Source organism: Burkholderia sp. IT-111MI5 (assembly GCF_949752865.1).
Lineage (GTDB): Bacteria > Pseudomonadota > Gammaproteobacteria > Burkholderiales > Burkholderiaceae > Burkholderia > Burkholderia pyrrocinia_C.
In genome coordinates, this window is the sequence record NZ_CATKIF010000008.1 from 107,137 (window position 1) to 124,205 (window position 17,069).

General features: G+C 63.6%; 16 protein-coding genes and 1 tRNA gene. 13 read left to right on the forward strand and 4 right to left on the reverse strand.

Annotated elements, in window-relative coordinates; genetic code table 11:
* Window positions 1-88 precede the first annotated feature (88 nt).
* From ACM6JT_RS06940 to ACM6JT_RS06950, 3 genes are all read left to right on the forward strand, one after another.
* Entirely contained in the window at window positions 89-748 is a 660-nt protein-coding gene (locus ACM6JT_RS06940; RefSeq protein ID WP_105392374.1) for a HugZ family protein, read from the forward strand.
* A 355-nt stretch (window positions 749-1,103) separates the two neighbouring features.
* Entirely contained in the window at window positions 1,104-1,397 is a 294-nt protein-coding gene (locus tag ACM6JT_RS06945; RefSeq protein WP_034183924.1) for an H-NS family nucleoid-associated regulatory protein, read from the forward strand.
* Between the two features lie 241 nt (window positions 1,398-1,638).
* On the forward strand, window positions 1,639-2,796 hold the full coding sequence (locus tag ACM6JT_RS06950; protein WP_105392353.1) for a cation diffusion facilitator family transporter: 1,158 nt from the start codon (window positions 1,639-1,641) through the stop codon (window positions 2,794-2,796).
* A 42-nt stretch (window positions 2,797-2,838) separates the two neighbouring features.
* Here the strand turns inward: ACM6JT_RS06950 and ACM6JT_RS06955 are convergent, their stop codons facing one another.
* From ACM6JT_RS06955 to ACM6JT_RS06965, 3 genes are all read right to left on the reverse strand, one after another.
* Entirely contained in the window at window positions 2,839-3,309 is a 471-nt protein-coding gene (locus ACM6JT_RS06955; protein WP_006477376.1) for an Lrp/AsnC family transcriptional regulator, read from the reverse strand.
* Window positions 3,310-3,388: 79 nt separating this feature from the next.
* The gene (locus tag ACM6JT_RS06960) at window positions 3,389-4,048 is read right to left on the reverse strand and encodes an exonuclease (RefSeq protein ID WP_034183926.1); all 660 of its coding nucleotides are present in this window, start codon (window positions 4,046-4,048) and stop codon (window positions 3,389-3,391) included.
* Entirely contained in the window at window positions 4,045-4,689 is a 645-nt protein-coding gene (locus ACM6JT_RS06965) for an MBL fold metallo-hydrolase (RefSeq protein WP_034183927.1), read from the reverse strand. Before ACM6JT_RS06965 ends, ACM6JT_RS06960 begins: the two co-directional genes overlap by 4 nt.
* Window positions 4,690-5,344: 655 nt before the next feature.
* On the opposite strand from ACM6JT_RS06965, the gene ACM6JT_RS06970 reads away from it, so the two are divergent.
* Window positions 5,345-5,956 (forward strand): septal ring lytic transglycosylase RlpA family protein, encoded by a 612-nt coding sequence (locus tag ACM6JT_RS06970; protein ID WP_034183992.1) that lies wholly within the window; start codon window positions 5,345-5,347, stop codon window positions 5,954-5,956.
* A gap of 78 nt (window positions 5,957-6,034) precedes the next feature.
* Here ACM6JT_RS06970 and rsmI read toward each other — a convergent pair whose 3' ends face one another.
* Window positions 6,035-6,913: a 16S rRNA (cytidine(1402)-2'-O)-methyltransferase gene (gene rsmI / locus ACM6JT_RS06975; protein WP_034183928.1), complete on the reverse strand. Its 879-nt coding sequence runs from the start codon at window positions 6,911-6,913 to the stop codon at window positions 6,035-6,037.
* A 46-nt stretch (window positions 6,914-6,959) separates the two neighbouring features.
* Here rsmI and ACM6JT_RS06980 point away from each other — a divergent pair, with 46 nt between their 5' ends.
* The 9 genes from ACM6JT_RS06980 to ACM6JT_RS07020 all read left to right on the forward strand — a co-directional run bounded on the left by ACM6JT_RS06980 (window position 6,960) and on the right by ACM6JT_RS07020 (window position 16,818).
* Window positions 6,960-7,388, forward strand: coding sequence for a YraN family protein (locus tag ACM6JT_RS06980; protein ID WP_175748383.1), 429 nt, complete (start codon window positions 6,960-6,962; stop codon window positions 7,386-7,388).
* Between the two features lie 126 nt (window positions 7,389-7,514).
* Entirely contained in the window at window positions 7,515-8,099 is a 585-nt protein-coding gene (locus tag ACM6JT_RS06985) for an SIS domain-containing protein (protein WP_105392357.1), read from the forward strand.
* Window positions 8,100-8,116: 17 nt separating this feature from the next.
* Window positions 8,117-8,917 (forward strand): BON domain-containing protein, encoded by an 801-nt coding sequence (locus tag ACM6JT_RS06990; protein WP_034183993.1) that lies wholly within the window; start codon window positions 8,117-8,119, stop codon window positions 8,915-8,917.
* A complete protein-coding gene (locus tag ACM6JT_RS06995) occupies window positions 8,914-9,267 on the forward strand; it encodes a c-type cytochrome (RefSeq protein ID WP_407971024.1) in 354 nt (117 codons plus the stop codon). Before ACM6JT_RS06990 ends, ACM6JT_RS06995 begins: the two co-directional genes overlap by 4 nt.
* A gap of 66 nt (window positions 9,268-9,333) precedes the next feature.
* Window positions 9,334-9,409: transfer RNA gene (locus tag ACM6JT_RS07000), tRNA-Ala, on the forward strand.
* Between the two features lie 507 nt (window positions 9,410-9,916).
* Window positions 9,917-12,703 (forward strand): type VI secretion system Vgr family protein, encoded by a 2,787-nt coding sequence (locus ACM6JT_RS07005; RefSeq protein ID WP_051983814.1) that lies wholly within the window; start codon window positions 9,917-9,919, stop codon window positions 12,701-12,703.
* Between the two features lie 18 nt (window positions 12,704-12,721).
* A complete protein-coding gene (locus ACM6JT_RS07010; protein WP_414856154.1) occupies window positions 12,722-15,088 on the forward strand; it encodes a hypothetical protein in 2,367 nt (788 codons plus the stop codon).
* Window positions 15,085-16,551: a virulence factor gene (locus ACM6JT_RS07015; RefSeq protein ID WP_105392361.1), complete on the forward strand. Its 1,467-nt coding sequence runs from the start codon at window positions 15,085-15,087 to the stop codon at window positions 16,549-16,551. The genes ACM6JT_RS07010 and ACM6JT_RS07015 overlap by 4 nt, the downstream gene beginning before the upstream one ends.
* A 9-nt stretch (window positions 16,552-16,560) precedes the next feature.
* Window positions 16,561-16,818 carry a PAAR domain-containing protein gene (locus ACM6JT_RS07020; RefSeq protein ID WP_081938585.1) on the forward strand — a complete coding sequence of 86 codons (258 nt, stop codon included), beginning with the start codon at window positions 16,561-16,563 and terminating at the stop codon, window positions 16,816-16,818.
* Window positions 16,819-17,069 lie beyond the last annotated feature (251 nt).

Consider the following 17,069-nt stretch of genomic DNA (forward strand, 5'->3'; position numbering starts at 1 on the left):
GGCCGATACGCGGCGCGCGGCGCCCGCGGGTAACATCGAAGCGCACGCGGCGTGCCCGAAGCGCCGCCCTTCGACCGCAGGAGTCTTCTTGAACATCGATCCCGCCTTCGCCCTGCATCTGCTGCACCGCTGCGCGCTCGGCACGCTCGCCACCCATGCGCGCGATCCGCAGGGCTTCCCGTATCCGACGGTCGTCCCGTTTGCGCCCGATGCAAGCCATCGGCCCGTGATTCTCGTGAGCGGCCTCGCCGAACACACGCGCAATCTCGCCGCCGATCCGCGCGCGGGCTTCCTCGTCGTCGACGCGCCCGACGGCGACGTGCTGAACGCCGAACGCGCGACGCTGCTCGGCCGTTTCGTGCCGCTCGGCGACGATCCGCACGTCACCGCGCGCTACCTGCGCTACGAGCCGGACGCCGCGCGTTATCTCGCGCTCGGCGATTTCACGTTTTGGGCGCTCGATATCGAGCGGCTGCGCTATATCGGCGGCTTCGGGCGCATGGGCTGGGTCGACGGCACGCATCTCGATGCGCTGCCGCCGCTTCGGTTCGACGAGGAACAGGCACTGTGGGACGCATACGATGCCGGCGATGCGCGCCGCGACGGGCTCGAGTTGCTCGGCGTCGATCGCCACGGCGCCGACTGGCGGTGCGACGGCCGCCGCGTACGCACGCCATTCGACGCGCCGCCGGCCGATGCCGGCGCGCTGCGCGACCGGCTGATTGAATGCGCGCGGGATGTGGCGTGACGTCGCGGGTTGCCGGTTTGTCGGTTCAGCAAGCCGCACCATTCGATTTTCGCAAACCTCTCGTCCTATGAAAGCTTTGATTTTTAGTATGCAGGGTAATTGCGTATGTTGATAGCCTTAATAGACGATCGCTAATGTCCTAATCTCTGTGGAGGAGCGTAAAAATTTGAGAAAAGGCCGCATCCGGTCAAAATGACATGTGCGAATTTCAATTGACCTCGGGATTTTCATGAATCCCGCTTCTATCAAATCTTTTTTGTGCTAATCTCTGCCTTCGAAAATCCGAGGCACATATATTTCATGAATGGTGAGCTGGCGGCAGACCGGCGCCATTAGTCAGATAGAAAGGGAAACTATGTCTTCTTACAAGGACCTGCTGGCCCAGCGGGAAAAGCTGGAGAAGCAAATCGAAGAAGCGAAGTCGCGTGAATACGCTGAAGTGCTGAATGACGTGAAGCAGAAAATTGCCGACTACGGCTTTTCGCTCGCCGAACTCGGCCTCAACCGCGCGAAGGCAGGTAAGGTTGGCCGTCCGCGCGCAGGCGTGGCCGCGAAATACCGCGATCCGGAAACGGGCGCGACGTGGTCGGGCCGCGGCAAGCCGCCGCGCTGGATCGCCGGCAAGAACCGCGAACAGTTTGCGATTTAAACGTCTGTTTAAGTCGTCTGCCTCAAAAGAGCCGCGTGTCCGTTCAGGAGCGCGGCTTTTTTGTTTCCGGACACTCGTCGGTGTGCGGAAGTTTGTCATGAAACTGTAATAATCCGGCGTGAATGAAAATGCGACACGTTCGCATAAGCGATTGATTTGAATGAGGAATTTGTTGATATTGGCGAGTCTCGCGGGGCGCTTTTGATAGAATTGCGTATCGCACACCGATATCTCATATTTCATGTCCACGTTTTCCGGCGACGCGCAAAGCGCAGATAAGCACGCAGTTGCGCGCAAGAGTACGCTCGTCAGTATTGTGCTGAATGTCGTGCTTGCGACATTTCAGATCGTCGTCGGCACGATTGCGCATTCGCAGGCGTTGATTGCCGACGGTGTGCATTCGATTTCCGATTTGATCTCGGATTTCGTCGTGCTGGTTGCGAATCGGCATAGCGGCGCATCGCCGGACGCCGACCACAATTACGGGCACAGCCGCTACGAGACGGTCGCGTCGCTGTTTCTCGGCGCTATCCTGATTGCGGTCGGAATCGGCATGCTCTGGCGCGCCGGCGACCGCCTCGTTAATCTCGAAAACATCCCGGCCGTGCATTTTTCCGCACTGGTCGTCGCGCTGACGGTGCTCGTGTCGAAAGAAGCGCTGTTTCGCTACATGCTGCGCGAGGCGCGGCGCGTGCGCTCGGCGATGCTCGTCGCGAACGCATGGCATGCGCGTTCGGACGCCGCGTCGTCGCTCGTCGTCGCGATCGGCATCGTCGGCAGCCTGGCCGGCGTGCGGCTGCTCGACCCGATCGCGGCGGCTATCGTCGGCTTCATGGTTGCGCGCATGGGCTGGACGTTCGGCTATGACGCGCTGCAGGACCTTTCCGACCGCGCGCTCGACACGACCGACACGGCCGAAATCCGTGCGCTGCTCGTGGAGACTCCCGGCGTACGCGACGTGCACGACCTGCGCACGCGCAAGATGGGCGATGCCGCGCTCGTCGACGCGCATATCCTCGTCGACCCGAAGATCTCCGTCTCCGAAGGGCATTACATCGCCGAGACCGCGCGCGCACGTGTACTGTCCGACCCGCGCGTGCTCGATGCGCTGATCCACGTCGACCCCGAGAACGATGCGGCGCGCCGTCCGGCGCTCGCGCTGCCGCCGCGCGGCGAGATCGCGGCACGGCTCGAGGCCGCGCTCGCGCAGCGCGGCCTGCGTGCGGCGGCGATCAACCTGCATTACCTGAGTACGGGGCTCGAGATCGACGTGACGCTCGCGAGCGATCCGGGCGACACCGATGCGGCGCTGGCCGGCCGGCTCGACGCCGACGCGCTCAAGCGCGAGTTCGGCGCGCGCCGGATCGGCTTCACGCGCACGATGCCCGCGCAGGCGTGATGCGATGCCCGCGAGCGCGGGCCGTCCGCGCGGGGCCGCGCGTTACAGCGGCAGTTGCGTGTCGAACTTGATTTCGCGCAGCACGACGCTCGTGCGCACCTGCGACACGGCCGGGATCTTGAAGATGCGTTCGTGCAGGAACACGTCGTAGGCCTTGATGTCGGGTGCGACGATCTTGAGGATGTAATCGGCTTCGCCGGTCGTGCTGTAGCACTCGGTGACTTCCGGGCAGGTCGCGATCTCGCGCTCGAACTGCTCGACGCCGCCTTCGTTGTGGCGGGTCAGGTGCACGTGCGCGAGCGCGCACACGTGCAGGCCGAGCTTCTCGCGATCGAGCAGCGCCGTGTAGCGCTGGATCACGCCCGACTGTTCCATGTCCTTGATGCGGCGCCAGCACGGCGTGCTCGACAGCCCGACCTGGTCGGAGATTTCCTGTACGGAACGGCGCGCGTCGAGCTGCAACAGGCGAAGGATTTTTTGCGAAAAGGAATCGAGCGTCACCTGCGCCTCCATGCGGCAGCTACAACACGCTGAATGTTAGAGGGCCGGGAAAGGAAAGGCAATCTGGCGTGGTGCTGTTGAGCGAGATTCGCTAATTTGCTCGCGGATCCGTGGGGTTTTGTCCCGTCCCCGCGTTTTCCGACCGATCGGTATCCGACACCGCGAGGCCCGCGAGCGCGGCCTGCTGCCGGCGCAGGTCGGCGAGCATGTTGCAGAACAGCGCGCCTTGCTCGATCGCGTCGTCGAGCGCGACGTGCGTATGCGGATGGTCGTCGAACCAGTGCTTCGGAAAGCGCGGCTTGATCGCCTTGCGGTACGGCAGGCCCGTCATCGCGAACGCGAGCGTCTTGATGTCGAGCGCCGACCAGGAGAACGGGCAGCGCCCTGCGAAGCGCATCATGTACCAGAACATGAACGTGAAGTCGAAACCGGCCGGCATCGCGACGAACACGGGCTTGCCGGGCAGCGCCTCGACCCAGTCGACGTACGCGACCAGTGCCGCCTCGGGCGCCTGCAGGTCGCGCCGGCACGCGGCCCACGCTTCGGGCTCCGTCTTCCACCATGCTTCCTGCACCGGATGCGCCTGTGCGCCCGGCAGCGTCTCGAGGTTCGCCGAGAACGTCGCGATCAGCTGCTTGTCCTCGGTATAGGCGGCCGATGCGAAGCTCAGCATCGAATGCGGGCCCGGAATCGGGCCGTCGGCCTCGACGTCGGTGCTGACGTAGATTTCCTGAATGGCGGTCTGGTTCATCCGAACACCTTGTCGGACACGAACGGGTTCGTGCGGCGCTCGTCGCCGAACGTCGACACCGGGCCGTGACCCGGCACGAACGTGACGTCGTCGCCGAGCGGCCACAGTTTTTCCTTGATCGAACGGACAAGGTCTTCATGATTGCCGCGCGGGAAATCGGTACGGCCGATCGAGCCCGCGAACAGCACGTCGCCGACGATCGCGACGCGATGCGCGCGGCTGAAGAACACGACGTGGCCGGGCGTGTGGCCCGGGCAGTGATAGACCTCGAGCGTTTCGTCGCCGAACCGCACGGTGTCGCCGTCGTTCAGCCAGCGGTCCGGCTCGAAGGCTTCGGCGGCCGGAAAACCGAAACGCTCGCTCTGTGTCGGCAGCTTCTCGATCCAGAAGCGCTCTTCTTCCTGCGGCCCCTCGATCGGCACGCCGTAGTGCGTCGCGAGCGTCTTCGCGCCCGCGCAGTGATCGATGTGCCCATGCGTGAGCAGCACCTTTTCGACCTGCACGTTCTGCCGCGCGACTTCCTGTTCGATCCGGTCGAGATCGCCGCCCGGATCGACGACGGCGGCGCGGCCCGTCTTCTCGCAGACGAGCAGCGAGCAGTTCTGCTGGAACGGCGTGACCGGAATGAGCGTGACTTTCATGGAGATACCGGCGGCTAAAAGGAGCGATTGTACCGGTCGCGCGCGCTGCCTGCCGCCCTTGCGGCGCACCGCGCGACGCGCGTCTACGGGCAATCCCGGAGCATGTCGATTGTTACCGCCATAGCGAGAATCAATGGTCCGGCCGGGCGCCTTTTCGAGATGGCGTTTTGATTTATGTATAATGCGCCCCATTGCGCGTGAATTTCACGCAATTCGCTGGTGTTTCGGCCCCGTTAAAAGAGGCGTCGAAATCACCGTCAAGCATCAGCCGCCGGGGAGTCCGGCGGTGTATCCAGCACCGAGCATTCGGTGCTCACGTCTTGTCCGGCCGGGTGCTGCGCGCCCGCCTGCGGCCCTGCTGCCGCGCCGCCGGATGAGGCCTGTGCCGCCGTTCCTGTGCGTTGGTCGTATCGACGCGCGCGACCGTGAAGCCATGTTCGATGGCGGCATGTGGGGTCTGGTCAGGCTGTTGGGGACAGGTTGCGCCAGACGTGAAAGCTAATCAGGACGGTTGCGGCATAGACGAAAGCCGCGCCCATGCTAGCCGCCTGCTCGCATTCGAGCGGGGCGTGCACGCATTTGCCGTCCGGGCCGCGTATGTGCGCTGTGAAACAGCGTCGTGAAGGAGCGGCCCGAACCAGAAGGCGACACGTCGATGAACGTACGATTTCCGAGTCGATTCGGGACCATTGCATTATTTTTTGCGCTGACGGGCTGTGCGGTGCCACCCAGCCAGACCACCGGAAGCGCGAACCAGAAGAACGCGGTCGACAAGACGGCCGCTGCCGCGAAGACGGGCAACGACAAGCAGCAACTGAATTTCGATTCCGCACTGGCGTCGATGCCGGCTGCCGACAGCAAGGACGCGAAGAAGCCGTCGCTGGCGGACGCCGAGCCGATCGACGGCAAGGATGTGTCCGACTTCCGCCAGACGGGGCGCGCCTCCTGGTACGGCCGGGATTTCCACGGCCGCCGCACCGCGAACGGCGAGCGTTTCAACATGAACGCGCTCACCGCCGCGCACCGCACGCTGCCGCTGTCGTCGTACATCAAGGTGACGAATTCGTCGACCGGCAAGTGGGTCGTCGTGAAGGTCAACGATCGCGGGCCGTTCAAGCGCGGCCGTGTGCTCGACCTGTCGTACGCGGCCGCCAAGGTGATCGGCCTCGTGCACGCCGGCACGGGCCGCGTGAAGATCGAAGGGCTGTCGCCGCAGGAAGCGCGCGACGCGCGCGACGAAATGCTCGCGTCGGTCTCGGCGAAGTAACGCGGCGGATCGTCCGCTCATGCACAAAGGGCTGCCTTCCGGCAGCCCTTTGTCGTTTCCGCGCGGCGCCGTCGCGCGTCAGCCTTCCTTCAGCGCGAGCGCGCGCGCATACAGCGTGTTGCGCGACGCGCCCGTCAGCGCGGCCGCGAGCTTGGCCGCGCTCTTCACCGGCACTTCTTCCAGCAGCAGCCTGAGCAGCGCGTCGTGCGCGGTGTCGTCGGCTTCGCCGCTCGTCGCCGGCGCACCTTCGACGACCAGCACGAATTCGCCGCGCTGCCGGTTCGCATCGCCGGCGAGCCAGGTCTGTCCTTCGGCCAGGGTGCCCTGGAACAGTTGCTCGTGTAGCTTGGTGAGTTCGCGCGCGATCAGCAGCCGGCGCGCGGGGCCGAACGCGTCGGCGAGCGCGGCGACGGTTTCGGCGATCCGGTGCGGTGCTTCGTAGAACACCAGCGCGTACGGGTGCGACACCAGCGCCTGCAACGCGGTCGCGCGCTGCCTGGCCTTCGGCGGCAGGAAGCCCGCGAACGTGAACGCGCCGGCCCAGCCGCCGGCCACGCTCAACGCGGTCACGGCCGCGCTCGCGCCCGGCAGCGGGATCACCGCGAAGCCGGCCTCGCGCACTGCGTCGACGAGCCGCGCGCCGGGGTCCGAGATGCCGGGTGTGCCGGCGTCCGATACGTATGCCACGCGTTCGCCGGCGCGCAGCAGTTCGATCACGCGCTGCGCGGCTTCGCGTTCGTTGTGCTCGTGCACGGCGACGAGCGGCTTCGAGATCCCGTAGCGGGCGAGCAGCTGGCCTGTGTTGCGGGTGTCTTCGGCCGCGATGCGGTCGACGAGGCCGAGCACGTGCAGCGCGCGCAGCGTGATGTCGGCGGTGTTGCCGATCGGCGTGGCGACCACGTAGAGCGCGGCGCTCGGGTAGTGCTGCGTATGCGCGAGTTCGAGGAGGGCAGTCATGGCAGGCAATGCGCGCAATCGCGGCGCAAGCGGAACAAGGACGGCATTGTGCCACGCGGCGCCGGCGCGGCCGGATGGCGGGCGCGGTTTGCCGCGCGCGGGCGACAACTTTTCCGGTGCGGCGCGATCCAAACCGGTCGGCGCGGCATTCGAGCAGCGGGCGCGGCAGTTTCTCGAACGCCGCGGCCTCGTGTGCGTCGCGGCGAACGTGACGATGCGCGGCGGCGAGCTCGATCTCGTGATGCGCGAACCCGACGGCGTGCTCGTATTCGTCGAAGTGCGCGCGCGGCGCAGCATCCGGCATGGCGGCGCGGCCGCGAGCGTCGGCTGGCGCAAGCGGCGGCGCCTGGTCGCCGCGGCGCTCCAGTTCTGGGCGCGGCACGGTGCCGGCGCCGCGTGCCGTTTCGACGTCGTCGCGTTCGAGGCCGGGCGGCTCGCATGGCTGCGCGACGCATTTCGTACCGACGATGCGTAGCGGCGAGCTGTGACGAGATGTAAAGAGTTCTTGCCGGACCGCTGGAGAGGGTGCCGGAGTACGGTAAACTCGCCGCACCCACGATGTCGCGCGATGCGTGCCACGCGCCCAGTTCACCAGGAATCGATGTCAGTCGAACGTATTCAGCAACAATTTCGCGACAGCGCCGCGCTTCATGCCGAAGCGGCCGACGCGCTGTCGTTGCCGATCGCAGCCGCGGTCGACGCGATGTTCGCCGCGCTGGCGAACGGCAACAAGATCGTCGCGTGCGGCGACGGCCCGTCGGCCGCCGCCGCACACTATCTCGCGGTGTCGCTCGTCGGCGGCTTCGAGCGCGAGCGTCCGGGCCTGCCCGCGATCGCGCTGGCCACCGATGCGTCGCAGGCCGGCCTCGCGGGCGCGGCGGCCGCCGGGCAACTGTTCGCGCAGCAGGTGCGCGTGCTCGGCCAGACCGGCGACATCCTGCTGGTGCTCGACCCGACCGGCGCGTCGCCGCGCGTGCTGGCGGCCATCGACGAAGCGCACGAGCGCGAGATGACCGTCGTCGCGCTGACGGGCGGCAACGGCCACGCGGTCGCGGCCGCGCTGTCCGACACCGATATTCCGATCAGTGTGCCCGCCGTCCGCGCGGCGCGCATCCACGAAGTCCATCTGCTGACTATCCACTGCCTGTGCGACGGCATCGACGCGATGCTGCTGGGTGAGGATTGAACGAAGGAGAGCCGTCGATGAATCAAAGTCGCGTCAAACAGACGCTCGTCAGAACCACGCTGCTCGCCGCGCTGACGGCGGGCCTCGCCGTGTCGCTGCAGGGTTGTGTGCTCGGGGTCGTGGGTGCAGCGGCCGGCGGCGGCGCGCTGATCGCGACCGATCGCCGTACGCTCGGTGCGCAGACGGAAGATCGCGAGATCCAGGTCAAGGCGCTTTCGCAGATCAACAACGGGCTGCCCGACCAGTCGCACGTGAACGTGACGGTGTTCAACCGCCGCGTGCTGCTGACGGGCGAAGTGCCGAACAATGCGTCGAAGCAGCGTGCCGAGGAAATCGTGCGCGGCATCAACAACGTGAACGGCATCGTCAACGAGCTGTCGGTCGAGCCGGCGGCGTCGCTGTCGTCGCGTGCGAACGACTCGTACCTCGAAGGGCGCGTGAAGTCCGAGCTGATCGCGACGAAGGGCATTTCGGCGAACTACTACAAGGTCGTCAGCGAGCGCGGCAACCTTTACCTGATGGGTCTCGTGACGGTCGACGAAGGCAATCGCGGCGCCGAAGCCGCGAGCCAGGTGCCGGGCGTCGAGAAGGTCGTGAAGGTGTTCCAGTACGTCAAGCCGCAGGACGCGCAGGCGCTGCAGGCCGCGTCACCCGCGAGCGGCGCATCCGGCACGCAGGCTGCCGCCGCGCCGGCGGACACCGCGACGGTCGGTGCGGTGCCCGACGCGTCGGTGCAGTCCACGCCGCTGCAGCCGCCCGCGCCGATCTCGAATTCGTCGAACGTGCACCCGGGCAACCCGAAGGCACCGCCGCAATGAAGATCGTGCAGATGAAACAGTGGATGGTGCAGGGCGCCGCGGCCGCGGTGCTCGCGGCCGGCATGCCGGGCGCCGCGCATGCGGACGTCGGCGACGGCCTGAAGGTGGCGCGCGGCAACGCATGCATGGGCTGCCACGCGGTCGACCGCAAGCTGGTCGGCCCGTCGTTCAAGGATATCGCTGCCCGTTACAAGTCCGATCCGCAGGCCGTGGCGAAGCTGCAGAAGAAGGTGAAGGATGGCGGTTCCGGCGTCTGGGGTGCGATTCCGATGCCGGCGCACCCGCGCATGAGCGACGCCGACGTCCGTTCGGTGGTCGAATGGGTGCTGGCTGGCGCGCCGTCAAAGTGACGCTTCAGGGGTGCTGAAACCCCTATTGCCAAGCGCGGAAATGCATGTGTATGATGGTCGACTGTTGGGGCGGTAGCTCAGCTGGGAGAGCGTCGCGTTCGCAATGCGAAGGTCGGGAGTTCGATCCTCCTCCGCTCCACCAACGGAATTTGAAGGGCTCGGTCGTATGAGACTGGAAGGATAATTTTGCACCGAGTGCAGGGTTATGCTTCTTTTCACAAAGTGCAGCCTTATGTTTCGCAAATAGAAAGCCGGCCTTGCGCCGGCTTTTTGCTTTTCTGTTCGATATCAGCGTGCACGCACGTTTCTCCGCCAGCTCTTTTTCAGCCGCGCGCGCTCCCGCTCGAATTGCTTGAGGCTCTTGACGGCGACCTCCCAGGTGGCCGACATGCCGTTGCCAATTGTTGATCGCTGTTCGCTGGCCCCGTGCTTTTACGCGACCTCGGCGACCGGCGCCTTATCCGCCTCATGCGGGATTCCGTCAATTTTAGTCAGATTGTGTCGGCAAACGGCATGGATAGTCGTCGGGCGTCGAATTATCCCCACAAATTTGATATCTTCGCTGTCACAAATCGGTAGTGTGACCGTGCCGTGACGCGAGTCGCAAAGCCGAATCCAATACGTTTACAACAATATTGAGAGAACGGCTGTGTCGATAAGCGAAACAATAAGCAGCTTCGCATCGGGGGTGGTCGACTGGAACCGTCGGCCGGTAGCCTTGAATTTTGGCAAGGCGCAAGGCGCATTGGGGCACTTGCTTGCGCTGCAGCACGCGCACGTGCACGAAGGGCTGATGACCGGTATTCACGGGCATCTAACCTGTGTGTCGCCCCGCCACAATCTGTCGCCGCGGTTGTTCCTCGGCGTCCCCGTCTCAATCCGGCTTGTTACTGACCGGGGCCAGTTGCACTTCGTCAATGCAATCGTCCAGGACGTGCAGATCGGCCAGAGCGACGGCGAGTTGTGCGTGTACCAGCTTACCGTGTGCGACGCGTTGTCGTTGATGGACAAGCGTACGAATTCCCGCGTATTCCGCCAGAGCAGTGTCGTCGATATCCTCGCGACGTTGTTCAACGAATGGCGTCAGCGCAGCCCGGCGCTGGCTGCTGCCTTCGAATTCGACCTGTCCGGCTTGAGTCGCGACCGGTATCCGGCACGCGAGCTGACCCGGCAGGTCAACGAATCGGATGCGAAGTTTGTGCGCCGCCTGCTGCGGCGCGAAGGCATCACGGTGTTTGCCAATGCTGGCTCGGCCAAAGGCGCGCGCGACAACCACGACGACACGCCCGTACATACGCTCGTGTGCTGTGACGAACCGATGTCGCTGCCCGAAGCACCGGCCGGCACGGTACGACTGCATCCGCGCGACGCCGCCACGGAGGAGCGCGACACCGTCACGCTGTTCGCACTGCATCAGCGGCTGACGCCTGGGCAGGTCGGCCGTCCGTCATGGGACTACAAGAAGGCGCGTATCGACGAGTCGATGGTCGCCACGAGTCTCAATCAGGGCGAGGCCGGCAACGATCTTGCGCAACTGCTGACCGACGTCGCGATCGACATCCCGCATATGGGCGACTCGTGGAACGACCACGAGCGCCTCACACGCGCCCGGATGCTTGCGCATCAGTTCGAAGCCGAGCGTTACGATGGCGTGAGCAGCGTGCGCGACCTGGCCGTCGGCGCTTGGATCACGTTGACCGGCGACCCCGAATGGGACATGCAGACCACGGACAAGCGGCAGTTCGTGATCACGTCAATCGACCACGACGTCTGGAACAACCTCCCGAAAGGACTGACCGACCGAGTGCAGGCGCTGTTTGCAGCGAGCCGGCACCTCGCCTATCCGTCGCCGTCCCGGCAGCCGGCGGCGGCAGCCGAACCCGACACGCGCTACGAGAACCGCTTCACGTGCGTGCGCCGGGGCGTACCGCTCACGCCGGCATACGATCCGAAGATCGACCTGCCACCCGTGCACCTGCTCACCGGTACGATCGTCGGTCAGCAAGGCGAGGAAGTGTTCTGCGATGCCGATGGCCGCGTACGTGTGCGGATCCACGGCCTCGATCCGGTAGATCATGCGCACGCCCAGGGTGCGGGCACGAACGACAACGCCGGCGACAGTGCGCCGATCCGTGTCGGAGCGAGCCTCGCGGGTGGAAGCTTTGGTTCGCTTTTTCTGCCGCGTGTCGGCATGGAAGTCTTGATCGGCAGCCTCGGCGGCGATCCGGACCGGTTGATCATCATCAATGTGCTGAGCAACGGCGTGAACCCGCCGGCGGCCTTCACCCATATCGGCAACCTTCCCGGCAACCGCTACGTGTCGGGGATCAAGACCAAGGAAATCAAGGGGCGCCGGTATAACCAGCTGCGTCTCGACGACACGCCGGGTCAGATTTCCAGTCAGCTGGCGAGCGAACATGCGCATTCTCAACTGAATCTGGGGTATCTGACGCAGCCCCGTCAGGACGGCCGAGGTCAAGACCGTGGAGAGGGCGCGGAATTGCGCACCGACGCGGCCGCCGCGCTGCGGGCCGCACAAGGGATTCTGCTGACGACCTACGCGCGCTCGCAGGCGAGCGGCGGTCAGCTCGATCGTGATGAGTTGCTGCGGCTGCTCGGCGAGTGCACCGAGTTGTTCAAGTCGCTGGGCGACTACGCAGGTCAACATGGCGGACAGGCGAGCGATACGGCGGGCCAGCAGGCAGTCGCCGCGGCGTTCAAGGGCTGGACGCCCGGTAGCGGCAGCGGTGCGTCGGGCACCGGAACCGGCGATGCGGCCGGATCGCAGGCGCTGATGGCGTTCGGTGCGCAAGCCGGCTCGGTCGCGATGACTCCGAAGACCCACGTGACGTACGCCGGCGAGAACATCGACCAGGTCGCGCAGCAACATGTCCAGCTGACCAGCGGCCAGCGCATCACGCTGCACGGCGGCCGCGGTGTCGCGATGTTCGCGCACAGCGATGGCGTCTCGGCGATCGCGAATCAGGGCAAGGTGACGCTGCAGAGCCAGAACGACGACACGCAGATCGATTCCGCGAAGAACATTCAGTTCACTGCGGCCGGTGGCAAGCTCGCCGGCATGGCGAGCGACGAGGTGGTCTTCACGACGTCCGGCGGTGCCTACCTGAAACTGCACGGCAGCGATATCGAGCTGGGGTGCCCCGGCACGTTCACGGTGAAGTCCGCCGGGCACTCGTGGCAGGGGCCGGCGAGCATGAGCACGGACATGCCGAAGTTCGACCATGCGCCGCTCGGGCGCGTGCCGAAGCTCGTGCGACCGACCGACGGTCAGGCCGTAGAGGGCATGCAGGCGGAAATCACGAAAGCGTCGGGCGAGGTGGTGAAGGGGCAATCCGACGCAGCGGGCAAGCTTGCTCCCATCCAGAGCAACCAGTTCGAACCATTCGTCGTGAATTTCTTCAAGAACAAGACCTGACCGGGGGATAAAAAAATCATGGCAGACACTGCCGATACAGCACCGGCTAGTCCGGTTGCATCTGAAAACAATCCGTCGGCGCAGGCCGCAGCGAACGACGGTGGCGGTCTCGATCCGCGCACGCCTTCAGGCGGGGGCGCGTCGGGGGGCGGGGACGATTCGCAGAATCGCTATCTGGTCGCAAACGGCAATGGCGTGATGACGCTCAGCCAATCGGACTACCTGTGCGTGATGCAGATGCCATTGCCGGGCATCGTGATTTTTGTGCATGGGGTGAACTCGGAGGGCGAGTGGTTCGAACCGGGCGAAGAGGGTCTGTGCGCCGGCCTGAACCAGCGGCTCGGACGCCTAGACGATCATCTGACGCATCGCGGTCCGCAGGCCGGCCAGATGGGACCGATGCATTACATGAAGAGCCTGACCGATGATGGGTTCATCAACCCGCAGTTGTGGGCCGGTGCGTATCTGCAACCAGATGAAAATACCTTTTCGCCCGTCATTCATTTCCGCTGGGGCTACAAGGCGAACAAGGAGGAATTGAAACGCTACGGCGAGTCGATCTTCCTGAATGAACAGAACTACTGGGGCGGTGGCCCATTCGCGAACGGTTGCGGCAGCCTGCCGGACTTGTGGAACGCTGGTGTCGACCCGCGGATCTTCGGCTTCATCAATGTGCAGGGGCTCAATCCGACACAGCGTCCGCTCTTCGAGACGCCACCGCGCTTGTACAACGTAATGGGAGCGTTGCGTCTCGCAAAACTCATCGGCTCTATCCGCAAGGTACAGAAGGACGTGCCAATCACGGTGGTGTGCCATAGCCAGGGCAACATGGTCGGCATTGCAGCCGCGTTCCTCGGGGACCGGCTGTCGAAGAATGCGGGCGTGAGATGCGTGGCCGACACTTATGTACTGGCCAACCCGCCGTACAGCGTCCTCGGCTCCATCGAGGGCGACAACTCGCCTTTCATGGAAGACTGGACCGAACGCAACGACAAGGACTCGCAAGGCAACCGTGGGCGGGTGGAATCGCAGGCGCGGGTGAAGGCCCTGAAAGCGTTCTTCGAACTGATCGCGCAGAGCAAGGATGCCGAGGACCAGCGCGACCCGCTCGACTACCGGATAGTGATGGCAAACATGAAGCCGGGAGAAGACGGCAAACCCGCCTACGATCCCGACAATGACCGGAAGCAGTATGGGGTTCAGAACCATACTTATGGCCGCGTGACGCTGTATTCGTGCCCGCACGACCAAGTGATTTCCGCCGCTCCGGTGCAGGGGATGGGCTGGCGCGGACTACATCCGGAAGAGGTCGCGCTTGTCAAGGGTTCGAGCCTTTTCACGCAACGCGTGTTTGCAACCAATTTCCAGGTTGGTCAGGCGTCGCCCGTGACCTACGACACGTGGAAGGACGATTGGCGTTATGGCAAGGGCTCAACGAAACTGTTCTTTTACCCGACGTCCCCCCCGGCAAAATACAACCTGGTCAAAGCACTGAGGGGCAACCCGCACTGGTACGGTAAGGTCGGTACCATCGCGGTGGCCCCCGTACTGTACATCGTAACGATGGCGACATCGGCGCTGGGAGTGATGCGCGTCAATGCCGAGCCGCCGCAGAAATGCGGCAACACGCAGGAGGGCTGGCACGTGATCTGTGATGCGCCTGGCCTGCCGGAACCGTTCTTCCCGCAGGCGATTCGCTATGGGGCGGTCGTGCAGGTGAAGGACGGTAATGCGCAAAGCGATTTCAACGAGGACAACGACCCGGTGGCGGCCGCGCGTAACAAGAAGAAGACAACCATCAATACGGCCGATCCGTACGACACTTACAAACCCGACAACGACGATCATGCCGACGAGATGGCCCCCCATGGCGATGCCGACAGTGAGGCGTCACAGCGTTATGAGGATCACGCAATCGCGCGCATGGAGGCGCGGTACAAGAACAAATCCGATTGGGTCAAGGACGGTGTGGTCGTTGGTGAAGCTGGCCCCAATGCACAAATGCCCGACGGGTATCAGAAGTGGCGAAACAAGCAGATCGTGAACATCCTCGATGCAGCAGTAAATAACCCGACCAACCATTCGACGATCATGACCAATCCGATGCACGCGGAGAAGGCGCTGGCCTACGATGTCGCTATCGGTATCTGTCGAATCTCGTCTCAACAACTGAACCAGTTCAGGATTGAGGCCGACTGGCGATTCGGTGAGAGTCTGGACAAGTTGAATCCAAATAAGATTTATTCGGACTACTTCGAGAAAGGAAAAATGAAGGGTGCCTTTTTGCAGGACTGGGTGCTTACCGATCCGGAAGCGAAGCTCCCCGAATCGATAGACGACAAGCGTCAGGGAGGTGCGTTGCTCGGTATCGGGGAGGCCGTATGAGATCGCTGTTTGCCTCCCGGTCGCGACGCCTCGCACTGGCATTCGTTGGAGTACTACTTGTGATTGGTGTCGTTGCTATCGAAGCGATTGGTCACGGCCCGCAGACGCGAAGCATGGGAGAAGAAATGACACGATGGATAGGATTGCCGGCCTTGGCTGGAATTGCTGTTTTTGCATTTGCCACGGCATGGTCGTCTTCGACCGCGGATGCTGCACAGCCCATTTCGATACAGGCACCGCCGGTTCCTGCTCAGGAGAAGCCGTTTCTCGCACAGGTCGTGGGGCTGGAATGGCTCAATCCGTTGCAGCGCCGCGATTATCCGACTGAATGGCAACTGCTATGGACGATGGGACTAGTCAAGCCGAACAAGAATGACGATATGGTCAGAAAGGATCCCAAGGCGTTCGGCACTGTTCGCCCCGTTGCTGGAGTTGCCTATGGCAACAACGGGGCGGAAAGTTTCGACGGATTCTATGAAAAGTACATTTCTAAATTTTTGAGTCTGTTTGCCGAGAAATACGTGCTGAATGGCCGCTATTTCTATACGGTACAACCACATGACCCGAGTCTTTGGCGAGAGCTGGCGGGCATTCGCGTCGAGTTCACGATACCTCAGCGACTGGTGCCGAAAGAGGCAAAAGATTATTTGGCTTACCAGATAAAAGATTATTTTGAAATTGGCAATAAGTCTGCAAAAGATCTGTGGAGCAAGGATCTGCCTGCCGACATTCAGATTCACGTCGGTGGTGCCAATGCCGGTTTCACGTCACTGAACGCCGCGCTCGACTATCTGCAGAAGCGTCCGCAGGAAAGCGTGTGGGTGATGAACTGGGACGCACCGAGTTTTCCGCCCAGAGATGCGCAGATGAACGAAAACCTCACAGTGCTGTTTCTCGCCGGCCCTGATCTGAAGACCGAACGCGAGCCGCTCGCATGGATCGGCAAGGCTGCAACGGGCAAGGTGAGCGACTACGAGGCGAAGGCCGGCACCACGCGTGCTGTCCAGGCATGGAAGGCGACGATCGCGCAGGCTGCCCATAACGCCAACGTCGACCCTGCAAGCATCCAGTTCGTCGTGCACGATGCGGGCAAGGGCAGCGATTCGGCATCGGCGCGTCTGGCCTCGCTGTCGCAGACGCTCACGGAAACGCTGCCTGAATTCGACTATACGAAGCAGGTCTTCAACACGCCGGCGCTGCTCGGCGACATGGGCGCCGGTACGGCGCTGACGAACGTCGCACTCGCGATCGGCCGGATCAATCATTTCGGCGGCAATGCGCTGGTTGCCGGCACAACGGACGCTGGCCATCCGACCGCCGTTGTCATCCTTCCGCCGTCCAAGCTCACACCGATCAACCCGAACGGCGACTGGTTCCGTGCACGCGGCGAAGACAACGCCTATCTCCCGTGGTGGGGGCGTCGTCACGACACGAACTACGGCATCCAGGGTTACTCGTACTGAGGAGCATCCATGCGCGGCATCATTCGTGTAGGCGACGTGCATAGCCACGGTGGTCGTGTGGAGACCGGTGCCGCGAACAGTGAAGTCATGGGGCGCGCTGTCGCGCGCCAGGGAGATCGCTGTACGTGCCCGCTGCATGGCGAGGTTGTGATCGTCGATGGTGAGGCAGGTTTTGATGTGGAGGGCGCCCCAGCGTCGTTCGACGGTCATAAAACATCGTGCGGCGCGGTGCTGATTTCTTCCGTACCCACCTCTGGGCTTGCCTAAGCCGGACGTGATGACACATCCCGACTTCCCCGGAGCAGCGCAGTATCGCTTCGTTCGATCCGCACCTCTTTGAAAGAACATAGAGCGGAGATATCGGAGCAGCCCTGACCAAGTGCAAAAAGATGTGCGTCACGCGCCAACACTCTGCTGCGGGAACGCCTTGACGGGCGAGAGCTCAAGTGCAGGAAGATGGTACCCGCCGAGTGCAAGAACTTCCGTCCTGTCTCGGTCGCAAAACCGAGCCCTTTTTG